Source organism: Streptomyces sp. NPDC028305 (assembly GCF_055569495.1).
Genome location: NZ_JBVHTN010000012.1, coordinates 309592 through 321720, shown reverse-complemented (window position 1 = coordinate 321720; position 12129 = coordinate 309592). Strand labels below are relative to the sequence as shown.

Annotated in this window: 7 protein-coding genes; all 7 read right to left on the bottom strand. The window is 70.0% G+C overall.

Annotated elements, in window-relative coordinates:
- The 7 genes from ACZ4WQ_RS43005 to gyrB all read right to left on the bottom strand — a co-directional run bounded on the left by ACZ4WQ_RS43005 (window position 1) and on the right by gyrB (window position 11819).
- Window positions 1-1521, bottom strand: coding sequence for a Wzz/FepE/Etk N-terminal domain-containing protein (locus ACZ4WQ_RS43005; protein ID WP_468022835.1), 1521 nt, complete (start codon window positions 1519-1521; stop codon window positions 1-3).
- Window positions 1518-2894, bottom strand: coding sequence for a Wzz/FepE/Etk N-terminal domain-containing protein (locus tag ACZ4WQ_RS43000; protein WP_468022834.1), 1377 nt, complete (start codon window positions 2892-2894; stop codon window positions 1518-1520). The genes ACZ4WQ_RS43005 and ACZ4WQ_RS43000 overlap by 4 nt, the downstream gene beginning before the upstream one ends.
- On the bottom strand, window positions 2891-4171 hold the full coding sequence (locus tag ACZ4WQ_RS42995) for a glycosyltransferase family 4 protein (protein ID WP_311721613.1): 1281 nt from the start codon (window positions 4169-4171) through the stop codon (window positions 2891-2893). The genes ACZ4WQ_RS43000 and ACZ4WQ_RS42995 overlap by 4 nt, the downstream gene beginning before the upstream one ends.
- Window positions 4161-5486 (bottom strand): nucleotide sugar dehydrogenase, encoded by a 1326-nt coding sequence (locus ACZ4WQ_RS42990; protein ID WP_385338828.1) that lies wholly within the window; start codon window positions 5484-5486, stop codon window positions 4161-4163. Before ACZ4WQ_RS42990 ends, ACZ4WQ_RS42995 begins: the two co-directional genes overlap by 11 nt.
- Window positions 5487-5568: 82 nt before the next feature.
- Window positions 5569-7047, bottom strand: a complete 1479-nt coding sequence (locus ACZ4WQ_RS42985) for a sugar transferase (protein WP_358843401.1) — start codon at window positions 7045-7047, stop codon at window positions 5569-5571.
- A 544-nt stretch (window positions 7048-7591) separates the two neighbouring features.
- Window positions 7592-9703, bottom strand: a complete 2112-nt coding sequence (locus tag ACZ4WQ_RS42980) for a DNA gyrase/topoisomerase IV subunit B (RefSeq protein ID WP_468022833.1) — start codon at window positions 9701-9703, stop codon at window positions 7592-7594.
- An 82-nt stretch (window positions 9704-9785) separates the two neighbouring features.
- Entirely contained in the window at window positions 9786-11819 is a 2034-nt protein-coding gene (gene gyrB / locus ACZ4WQ_RS42975; RefSeq protein ID WP_311721618.1) for a DNA topoisomerase (ATP-hydrolyzing) subunit B, read from the bottom strand.
- Window positions 11820-12129: the final 310 nt, after the last annotated feature.

The following is a 12129-nucleotide window of genomic DNA, read 5'->3' as shown; positions in this document are numbered from 1 at the left end:
CTACCGCGCCTCCTGGTCGCTGTCCGGGACCCGTCCCGCCCACATCGGCAGCCGCTCCGTCCGCCGCCGGCCCGTCCCGTTCTGCCGGGCCGGCCGCTCGTTCTGGCCGCGCAGCCCGGTGTGCGGCCCGTCCCACAGCGTGCCGTCGGTCCGGTCACGCGGATCGGGGTCGATCAGCACCACACCGACCACCGGAATGCCCTGGTCCGCGAGGTGCCGCGCCACGGTGTGCAGCCATGCGGCGCTGCCGTGCCCGGCACGCACGACGAGCACGGTCCGGGTGCCGAGGTACTGGAGGTCGGTCCACGCCGTGCCGGGCGCCACCGAGCCGACGCCGAACCGGCGTTCCTCATGAGACACGGCCGCGGCACGCTCGCCGCTGACCACGGTCGGGTCTCCTGGTTTCTGGCGGCGGCCCGCGAGCTGCGGGCCGGGCAGACCATCGATGATCACCACTGGCCCGTCCGGTGCCAGTGCCCCGGCGAGGTCCAGGGCGATCACGCTCGTGCTGCGCGCACAGCCGAGTTCCAGCAGCGACACCGGTTCCGCGGAGCCGCGCACGGTGCGGGCCAGGGACGTGGTGAGCCTCGTCCGTGCCGCCCGGATCCGTCGGCGCTGCCACAGCCTGCCCGACCGGCGGGGCAGCTCCGCGATGACCGAGGCGCCCAGGTTCGCCGCGATGTCCCGGCGCAGCACGGGGCGGTCCGCCACCACCACACCGACCGCGGCCACCGCGAGCCCGAGGACGAGACCGAGGACGAGCCCGATCGCGGCGTTGGTGGCAGCGGTCCTGGGCAGGGAGTGCCGCACCGCGCGCGGGGCGTCCACGATCTGCGTGCCGGCGATGACCCGGGGCGTGCCGATGCGCGCCTCCGCGGCGCGCTGGCCGAAATCGGTGATCCGCGAGGTGAGCTCGGCCCGGCGGGCGAAGAGCGACTCCATGTTCGCCGACGCCTTCGGCCCGCTCTCCGGCGATCCGTCCTCGATCGCCTTGTTTACCTGGGCGAGTTCGTCCCGCATTCGGTCACGCTGGTCGAGCAGGGTCTTGGCCTCGGCGTTCGCGGATTCCCGTATGCGCCGCACATGGTCCGCGACGAACGCGTCGGCCAGCGCCTTGGCGCGGGCCATCGCCTCCGCGTCGCTGTCACCCGTCACATTGATCTGGAGCAGGTTGTTGGTCAAGCCGGTACCCCCGTAGTCCTGCATGAAGTCCTCCGGTTTTTCCGGGGACCCGAGGGACTTCAGGGCCTTACCGGCGATCCGCGTGGTGTGCAGCAGCGCGACGTCGGTGCGGATCAGCGTTCCGGGGTCGTTCGGCTGGTCCTCCTGATGCGCGACCAGCACCTTGGTCACCGCGGTCGGCGGTGGCGGCAGCAGGACCGCCACCGCCACGCCGACGAGCAGCCCCAGCAGCGCCATGGAGCACCAGAGACGGCGCCGCCTCCGCACCGCCACCACCAGCGCCTGTAGATCCAGCAGCGGAGCGGCGGCCGACGACTCCGAAGTCGTACTCGTCGTCACCCTGAACCTTCCGTCGCGTGGTCGCGGGCCGCGAGCACCGGCGTGGCGGGATCCCGAGGACGGTCGGCAGCCCGCATCGGACGGGCCCGGACCGTGCCGGCGAGGACGATGCCGACGACCTCGTGCCCCGCGTCCGCACACGCCTCGGCGATGCCGGCGAGCTCCCCTGCGGTCCAGCTGCCCGCGCTGAGCACGACCAGGACACCGGACTCGTTGTCGCGGTCCGGCACCATCGGCTGGGACACCGAAACCCCCACCATCCGCAGCATGGTTGGGGAGGGGCTGCTCTCGGCCTCGGCGACGAGCTGCCCTGCGGCCCGGCGGGCGATCTCGTCGCCGTCCGGGACGGCAACCAGCAGCCGCCGGGGGCCCGGCAGCTGGTCCCGGAGGCGGGCGCACACCCGCCGGTAGCGGATCTGCCTGCCGGTCTCGTCGCCGGACGTCCGCGGGGTCGGTATGTCCCACCGGATGTCGACGCCCAGCAGCCGGCGGATCCGGGCCCACGCGCCACGGCCTTCCGGCCGGTGCGCGCGCCGTTCACCAGGTACGTCGACGGTACCCAGCAGCACCGAGCCCAGCGCCGCGGCGATCTCCGGTTCGGTGCGCAGCCGGCCACTCATCCGTGCGGCGGTGAGATGGCCGATGACCGCGAGCAGGAAGAACAGCAGCGCCCCGGCGACGATGAGCTGCATCCTCGTCGGCGGTGCCTCGCCGGCCGGCCGGGCCGCCGGCCCCATGACGACCATGTTGGCCTTGTTGGCGGCCGGGTCGGCCTGGTCCAGCTTGTTGACGGCCTCCTGGAGTGTGGTGCGCAGCTTCGTCAGCTCGGTGCGGGTCTGCACGCTCTCCACGGTCTGTCCCGGATCCGCCGCATCGGCCAGCTCGGTGATGCGGCGGCTGGTCTTCGCCACCATCTGCCGCAGCGCCTCGGGCCGCGTCGCCGCTTCGGGGTCGGTGTTGTCGCCCACGATCCGCGCGGCGAACGTGACGAACTGCTGGGCCATCTGGTCGGAGAGTCGCTGTGCGCGCTCCGGGGTGTCGGCCGTGCCCGAGATCTTGATGATGTTCCCGTCGGCGGCCTTGGCGCTCACCCGATCCCGCAGCTCGCTGCCGCTGACCCCGTGCCAGCCGAGCGTGGCGGCCGCGCGGTCGACCACCACCGAACTGGTCGCGATCTCCACCTGGGTCAGCAGCTCGCGCTCCTGCCACGCCCCAGGCAGCAGTACCGATGCCGACGTCGTGTAACGCGGCGGAAACAGCAAAGAGGTGCCGTAGCCGACGAGCGCGCCCACCACGGCGAGGATGATGAGGAACCGCCGGCGCCGACGGATAATCCGCCCGATCGTGACCAGGCGTATCGTGTCATCGCTCAACGGCGCGGCCTCTTCCCTGCCCGGTCCGGGTCGCCCGCCGACACCGGAGCGTGGCCACGGCAGGCAGCGGCGTAGGCGGCGAGCAGCGACGCTTGCGAGTTCCGCCAGGAGAGCGAACCACTGATCCGCTCCTGGCCGATCTTGCCCATCCGGGTGCGCTGCTCCGGATCGTCCAGCAGCAGCGCGATGAGCCCCGCGAACTCGGCCTCGTCGTTGGCGGGCGCGTAGACGGCGGCGTCACCGGCGGAGACCCGCGCCTCCCGGAGGTCGAACGAGACGATCGGCCGGCCCATCACCATGTACTCCAGCACCTTGTTCATGGTCGACACGTCGTTGAGCGGATTGTGCGGGTCGGGGGAGAGGCACACGTCCGCGGTGGACAGGTAGCGCACCAGGTCGGCGTCCGGAATGCGCCCGGTGAACTGCACCTGCTCCGAGAGCCCGAGCCGCCGGGACAGCTCCACCATCGCGTCGAAGGTGTCGCCGCCGCCGACGAACACCGCATGCCAGTCGGTCCGCCCGAGCTCGTCACGCAGCTTCGCGAGGGCCCGCAAGGCGTAGTCGACGCCGTCCTGCGGGCCCATGACGCCGAGGTAGCACAGCAGATGAGGCTTGCCGCGCTTCAGCTCCGGCTCGGGCGGTACGGGGTGGAACCGGTCGATGTCGGGCGCGCTGCGCACCACGAAAACGTCCTCCGGCCGCCGACCGCCACGGCGCACCGCGACATCCCGATAGCTCTCGTTCGTGGCGAGCACGACGTCCGCGGCCCGGTAGGTCCGCCGTTCCAGCGCGCACACGGCGCGGTAGAGCAGATCCTCGCCGCGGCCGAACCGGGAGAGATACAGCTCGGGTACCAGGTCGTGCTGGTCGAAGACGAACCGCGCGCCGCGCCGCTTCAGCCACAGTGCCGGCAGGAACAGCAGGTCGGGCGGGTTGCAGGCGTGGACCACATCGACCGGGCCGACCTTCCGGGCCAGCCGGACCGTATGCCACAGCGCCGATCCGTACTCGCGCAGATAGCCGGCCGGCCCTCCGGTGGCCGCGCGCAACGGGTAGCGGTGGATCCGCACCCCGTCGATCTCCGCCTCCGGCTCCGTGTCCCGCTTTGTCCCCCGGGGACAGATGACGTGCACCGTCCAGCCCGCGTCGCGCAGCGTCGTGCACTCCTGCCACACCCGCCGGTCGAACGGCACCGACAGGTTCTCCACCAGGATCAGCGCGCGCCGGTCCGGCCGGTCGCCGCTGACCGTGTCACCAAACGATGTGTCACCAAGCAAGGCCCATGTACCCCGGTTCGGCCCGGCGCGCCTCGGCGTCGGGAAGGCGGATGAGGTCGACAATCACCGGGCCGTCGCCATGGGGCAGCGCCGACAGTACGGCCGGATCCCCGGTCCCGACCAGGCACACCTCGGCGTGCTCGAGCACCTCGTCGACGGAGTCCGCGAGCAGCTGCGCGAGGTGCGGCAGCCGGGTCTCGATGTACTCGCGGTTCGCGCCGATCAGCCGGGAGAGGCTCACGTTGGCGTCGTAGATCCGAAGGTCGTAACCCTTGCCGAAGAGCCTCTCCGCCAGCTCGACGAGCGGGCTCTCGCGGAGGTCGTCGGTGCCGGGCTTGAAGGACAACCCGAACATTCCCACCCGGCGCTTGCCGGTGCGCTCGACCAGCTCCACCGCGCGTTGCAGATGTTCGGAGTTGGAGGGCAGCACATGGGCGAGGATGGGCACCGAGACGTCGGCCCGCTGCGCCGCGTGGACCAGACTGCGCAGGTCCTTGGGCAGGCAGGAGCCACCGAAGGCGAAGCCGGGCCGCAGGTAGGCGGGGCTGATGTTCAGTTTGCGGTCGGCCAGGAACACGTCCATCACCTGGTGCGAGTCCACCCCGAGCGCCTGGCACACCGCGCCCAGCTCGTTCGCGAAGCCGATCTTGAGGCCGTGGAACGCGTTGTCCGCGTATTTGATCGCCTCGGCCGTCGGGACCGGCACCCGGAACACCTCGCCGGGCAAGCCGTCGTACAGCGCCGCCACCACGTCGCCGCTCGCCGGGTCGAGCTCGCCGATGACGGTCTTGGGCGGGTCGAAGAAGTCCCGCACGCTCGTGCCCTCGCGCAGGAACTCCGGGTTGACCGCGACCCCGATGTCCACCCCGGCCGTGCCGCCGACGTACTTCTCCAGGATCGGTACCAGCAGGTTCAGGCAGGTGCCCGGGAGCATGGTGCTGCGGAACACGACGGTGTGCCGCCCACTGCGCCCACCGCGATCCGCCAGCACGGCGCCGATCTGCTCGGTGACCCGCTCCAAGTACGTGGTGCACAGGCCACCGTTGGGCTCCGACGGCGTGCCCACGCAGACCAGCGACACCTCGCTGCCCATGATGGCCTCGCGGACGTCGCCGGTGGCGCGTAACGCCCCGGTCCGCACGACCTCGGCGATGAGCTCGCCGATCCGCTCCTCGACCACCGGGGCCTTGCCGTCGTTGACCAGGTCGACCTTCACCTGGTTCACGTCCACCCCGATGACCTCGTGACCCATGCCGGCCAGGCACGCGGCCGACACGCAGCCCACGTAGCCGAGCCCGAAAACGCTGACTCTCATGACTCGTTCCTCCCCCCAGGCAGGCCCCTCCGGCCTGCGATCCGTGCGTTGGCGCCACCGTTGAGTTGCGGCCCCCGCGTTATCAGTAGGCCCCCTGCCCTTGGAGCACCGCACGCAGCGTCTTCCACAAGATCACTGTGTCGAGCGCGAGCGACCAGTCCTCCACGTACCGCAGGTCGAGGCGGACCGCCTCCTCCCACGGCAGGTCGCTGCGTCCGCTGATCTGCCACAGGCCGGTGAGTCCGGGCTTGACCAGCAGCCGCCGCCGGATGTCCGGGCCGTACGCGGCGGACTCCTCCGGTAACGGAGGCCGCGGACCGACGAGCGACATCGATCCGGTGAGCACGTTGAAAAGCTGCGGGAGCTCGTCGATCGAGTACCGGCGCAGCACTGCTCCCACCCTGGTCACCCGCGGATCCCGGCGGAGCTTGAACAGCAGGCCGGCGCCCTCGTTGAGGTCGGCCAGCTCGGCACGTGCCCCGTCAGCCCCGGCGACCATGGTGCGGAACTTGAGAATGGTGAACTCGCGGCCGTCCTTGCCGACCCTGCGCTGGCGGTAGAACGCCCCACCCCGACTGTCCACCAGCACGAGCAGCCCGACGAACACCATCAGCGGCGCGAACAGCATCAGCAGGATCGCCGCGCCCATCCGGTCGACGACCCCTTTGACCGCCCGGCGGCCCCCGGTGAAGGTCGGCATGCTGACCCGCAGCAACGGGATCCCGAGCACCGCGTCGACGTGCAGCCGCGGGCCGGCCACCTCCATCAGCACCGGGGCCACGATCATCTCGGCGTCGCTGCCTTCGAGGTTCCAGGCCAGCCGCTGGAGCCGGTCCGGTGTCCAGTGCGGGTCCGGTGTGACCGCGACGACACGGTAGCCGTCGCGGCGGACATGGCCCGCGACGTCCGTCAGTCGGCCGACGACCGGCACTCCGTCCAGGTGGTCACCGTCGAGCCCGAGACCGTCCGTCGTACACACCGCTTCCACCCGCCAGCCGAGGTGCGGGAACTTGCGGGTCCGGGTGATCAGGTCGCGTACGGTGGCCGGGCTCCCGGCAGCGAGCACCGGTCTCAGGCACCGTCCCTCCTTGCGCTCTCTGTGCAGCCAGAGGCGCAGCAGATATCGCGCGGTCATGGTGGTGAGCGCGATCGCGGGGATCGCGACGAAGATCCAGAGCTTGATGTTGCGCGAGGTGAGGGCGATCCCGCCGAGCGCCAGCACGACGGTCGCCGTGAACAGCGAGCGTCCGAGCCGGCGGAATTCCTCGGCGCCCTGGCCGAGCACGGCCGGAGCCCACGACCGGCTCACCGCAAGCGCCCCCAGCACCAGCAGCTCGGTGCCGAATGCGAGAATCCCCCATTTCTCGTGCCAGTTGGCCGCGTCCCGGGCCCCGAAGAAGTTGCCGATCGCCGCCACCACGAAGGCGGTGGCCACGGTATCGCTGGTGATCACGGTACGGCGGTACCGCTGCTCCCAGTCGATCGCGGGCTGACTGATTGCCCCGTCCGCCAGACGCCCGCGCGCTGACGGAAACGGGCTGACTAATCCCCCTCGCCGCACAGAACCCCCCAGGTCCCCAGTGATTCGACGTGTTCGCCCAACACTGTTCCTCCCCCTCGGGAGGCCCCCGCCTCCCGTACTGTCCCTCCCCTCGGGAGGCCCCCGCCCCCCGCGCCGCGCTGTTCCTCCCCTCGGGAGGCCCCCGCCCCCCGCATGACATCCCGGCTATCTCAGCGCTACTTGAACAACCCACCCTGGCGGCAGCAGGCTCGCCTGCCCCGCCAGCCCCTCGAGTTGCGGCGTGCGCCGGAACCCGTCGAAACCTCGGGTGCTCCCCGCACCCAAGGCCCCTCTCGGGCCCAAAGAACTGATCCACCCCCACGTCTGGCGCCGGGGAGGCGACTGCTGGCCTTCCGTAGCGCCGGACCTATAGATCATTAGTGGTCGCCTCGTGCCCGAACGGCCGAAGCACGGTCAATCTAGACCATCGGGGCCGGTGTGTAGAGAGGATGTGTGTAAATTGTGCGCAAGCTTTGAGACAGGATCCACCGATCGTCGACCGCCTACGTCGGCCCTGACGCCACCGGAGGGGGTGCGGACAAACTCAGATATCGATCCTGGACCGGTCGAGCGTGGCAGCGGAGCTGGTGATGAACTCCTTGCGGGGAGCCACCTCGTTGCCCATCAGCAGGTCGAACACGCCTTCCGCGGCTTCCAGGTCGGAGAGGTTGATCCGGCGCAGGGTGCGGTGGCGCGGGTCCATGGTGGTCTCGGCCAGCTGGTCGGCGTCCATCTCACCGAGGCCCTTGTAGCGCTGGATCGAGTCCTTGTACCGGATGTTCTCGCTCTGGAACTCGAGCAGCTTGTCGCGCAGCTCGCGGTCGGAGTACGTGTAGACGTACTTGTCCTGGCCCTTCTTCGGCTGGATCAGCTCGACGCGGTGCAGCGGCGGCACGGCGGCGAAGACACGGCCGGCCTCGACCATGGGCCGCATGTAGCGGTGGAACAGCGTCAGGAGCAGGGTGCGGATGTGGGAGCCGTCCACATCGGCGTCGGTCATCATGATGATCTTGCCGTAGCGTGCCGCGTCCAGATCGAAGGTCCGCCCGGAACCGGCTCCTATCACCTGGATGATCGCGCCGCACTCGGCGTTCTTCAGCATGTCCGTGACGGACGACTTCTGGACGTTGAGAATCTTGCCGCGGATCGGCAGCAGCGCCTGGAACTCGGAGTTCCGGGCGAGCTTCGCCGTGCCGAGCGCGGAGTCCCCCTCGACGATGAACAGCTCGCTGCGGTCGACGTCGTCGCTGCGGCAGTCGGCGAGCTTGGCGGGCAGGGCGGAGGACTCCAGGGCCGTCTTGCGGCGCTGCGTGTCCTTGTGCCGGCGGGCGGCGATGCGCGTCCTGGCGGCGGCGACGGCCTTCTCCATGACCACACGGGCCTGCTGGGCCGCGTCACGCTTGGTGGAGGTCAGGAACGCCTTGAGTTCCTTGCTGATCACGGTGTTGACGATGCGGCGGGCCGCCGAGGTGCCGAGGACCTCCTTGGTCTGGCCCTCGAACTGGGGCTCGGCGAGACGGATCGTGACGACCGCCGTGAGCCCCTCCAGGGCGTCGTCCTTGGCGATGTCGTCCTCGGCGACGCGCAGGAGCTTCTTGGCCCGCAGCACCTCGTTCATCGTCTTGGCCACCGCCTGCTCGAAGCCGGTGACGTGGGTGCCGCCCTTGGGGGTGGCGATGATGTTGACGAACGACTTGACGATGGTGTCGTAGCCGGTGCCCCAGCGCAGTGCGACGTCCACGCCGAGTTCCCGGGTGACCTCGGTGGGCGTCATCTGGCCGTGGTCGTCCAGGACGGGCACCGTCTCCTTGAAGCTGCCCTGCCCGCTGAAGCGGAGCACGTCGCAGACCGGCCTGTCGCTCGCCAGGAACTCGCAGAACTCGCTGATGCCGCCGTCGAAGCGGAAGGACTCCTCGCCCTTGCTGCCGCCCTCGCCGAGGCCGTACTCGTCGCGGACGACGATGGTCAGGCCGGGCACCAGGAACACCGTCTGGCGGGCCCGCTGGTGCAGTGTGTCGAGGGAGAGCCTGGCGTCCTTGAGGAAGATCTGTCGGTCGGCCCAGTAGCGTACGCGCGTGCCGGTGCGGGCCTTGGGGATTCTGGTGGTCTGGCGCAGGCCTTGGGCGGGGGTGAAGGAGGCGTCGGGTCCGGGGCCGGTGTAGGTGCCGGGTGTGCCGCGGCGGAAGTTGATGGCGTGAGTGCGGCCGTGGAGGTCGACCTCGATGTCCAGCCGCGAGGAGAGGGCGTTGACCACGGAGGCGCCGACGCCGTGCAGGCCACCGGAAGCGGCGTAGGAGCCGCCGCCGAATTTTCCGCCGGCGTGGAGTTTGGTGTAGGCGATCTCGACTCCGGACAGGCCGGTGCGGGGTTCGGTGTCCACGGGGATGCCGCGGCCGTTGTCGGTGACTTCCGCGGAGCCGTCGTCGTGGAGGATGACCTCGATGTGGTCGCAGGCACCGACCAGGGCTTCGTCGACCGCGTTGTCGATGATCTCCCACAGGCAGTGCATCAGGCCGCGGCTGTCGCTGGATCCGATGTACATGCCGGGGCGTTTGCGTACGGCCTCGAGTCCTTCGAGCACCATCAGGTGCCGTGCGGTGTAGTCGGATCCGTCCTGAGGGCGGCTGCCGGCGGCCGGGACGGGGAGTGTGCTCACGCGGTGCTCTCCTGGGCGACAGAGGGGGGTGGTGGGGCTTCGGGTCGGGCGTCCGAGAGGGGCGGGAGGCCAGTGCCCAGGGTCAGATGTCGAGGAAGCGGACGTCCTTGGCGTTGCGCTGGATGAAGTGGCGGCGGGCTTCGACGTCCTCGCCCATCAGGACGGAGAAGAGGCCGTCGGCGACGGCTGCGTCATCGAGGGTGACCTGGCCCAGGACGCGGTGGTCGGGGTCCATGGTGGTGACGCGCAGTTCCTCGGCGTTCATCTCGCCCAGGCCCTTGAAGCGCTGGATGGAGTCGTCCTTGATCCGGCGGCCGTCCTGCCGGCCCCGTTCCAGGAGCATGTTGCGTTCGCGGTCGGAGTAGGCGTATTCGACGTGATCACGGCTCCACTTGATCTTGTAGAGCGGGGGGCGGGAGAGGTAGACGTGGCCCTCCTCGATCAGTGGCCGCATGAAGCGGAACAGGAAGGTGAGCAGCAGGGTGTTGATGTGCTGGCCGTCGACGTCGGCGTCCGCCATCAAGATGATCTTGTGGTAACGGAGCTTGGCGATGTCGAAGTCCTCGTGCACGCCCGTGCCGAACGCGGAGATGATCGCCTGGATCTCCTGGTTGTGCAGGATTTTGTCGATCCGGGCCTTCTCCACGTTGAGGATCTTGCCGCGGATCGGGAGGATCGCCTGGTACTGCGGGTTGCGGCCGGATTTGGCCGAACCGCCGGCGGAGTCTCCTTCCACGATGAAGATCTCCGACATCGCCGGGTCGTTCGACTGGCAGTCGGACAGCTTGCCCGGCAGCGACGCCGTTTCCAGCAGGCCCTTGCGGCGGGTCAGGTCGCGCGCCTTGCGGGCCGCGACCCGGGCCGTGGCCGCCTGGACGGCCTTGCGCACGATGTCCGCGGCCTCGTTCGGGTTGCGGTCGAACCAGTCGCTCAGGTGCTCGTGGACGATCTTCTGCACGAAGGTGCGCGCCTCGGTGTTGCCGAGTTTGGTCTTGGTCTGGCCCTCGAACTGCGGCTCGCCGAGCTTGACCGAGATGATCGCGGTCAGGCCCTCGCGGATGTCCTCGCCGGAGAGGTTGACGTCCTTTTCCCGCAGCAGCTTCTTCTCCCGCGCGTAGCGGTTGACCACGGTGGTCAGGGCCGTGCGGAAACCCTCCTCGTGGGTGCCGCCCTCATGGGTGTGGATGGCGTTGGCGTAGGAGTACACGCTGTCGGTGTACTGGCCGTTCCACTGCAGGGCCACCTCGGCCGACAGCAGCCGTTCCGTGTCCTCGGCGGCGATGGTGATGACCGAGGGATGGACCGGTTCGCCCTTGCGGGCATTGAGGTAGGCGACGAAGTCGGTGATGCCGCCGTCGTAGCGGTAGGAGACCGTCTTCGCCGCCGGGTCCGAGTCGGCTTCGTCGGCCGCGGCCGTCGCGCGCGCGGAGGGCCGTTCGTCGGTGAGGGTCAGGGTGAGCCCGCGGTTGAGGAAGGCCATCTCCTGGAATCGCCTGGCCAGCGTCTCGAAGGAGTATTCGGTGGTCTCGAAGATGCCGCCGTCTGCCCAGAACGTCAGGGAGGTGCCCGTCCGGGAGGTGGCCTCGTGACGGACCAGTGGGGCGGTGGGAGTGCCGTCCCTGTAGTCCTGCGTCCACCGGTAGCCGTCGGTCCGGATCTCCGCCGACAGCCGGGTCGACAGCGCGTTGACCACCGACAGGCCCACACCGTGCAGACCGCCGGAGACCGCGTACCCGCCGCCCCCGAACTTCCCGCCCGCGTGCAGCACGGTCAGCACCACCTCGACGGCCGGCCGCTTCTCCACCGGGTGCATCCCCACCGGGATGCCGCGGCCGTTGTCGACCACCCGCACCCCGCCGTCGGCCAGGATCGTCACGTCGATCCGGTCGGCCACCCCCGCGAGCGCCTCGTCCACGGAGTTGTCCACGAGCTCCTGCACCAAGTGGTGCAGCCCGCGCTCTCCCGTGGAGCCGATGTACATCCCGGGCCGCTTGCGCACCGCGTCCAGGCCTTCCAGAACTGTGATCGCGTTGGCGTCGTACGACGCCGTCCCGGCATGGCCGGGCTGCTGGGATTCGGGGGTACCGCTGGCGGTGCGAGTGTCGTAAGTGGTCACAGATGCTCTCTTTCGGGCATGGCAGACCGCGCTCCCACACCACGGTGCGGGAGCGGCCGGACAGCTGGCGAAGACAGGGCGCGGCAGCCCAAACAGGGCCCCGGGGCTCACGGGCCTCGGGACCGTCGACTACCGGGACGCTGTCCAGGATACCGGAGATGCCCCTTGTCGATGGGGCGAGAACACCTCCATGCGCCACTGTGGGGCTCCCGCACTGCCTGGATCAATCCCCCCTGCCTTGGATCCCTGAAAATGCGACAGGGGGCTGTCCAGGGGCCTCCTTGGCGCCTTGCCGCGTAGCGCCGCAGGC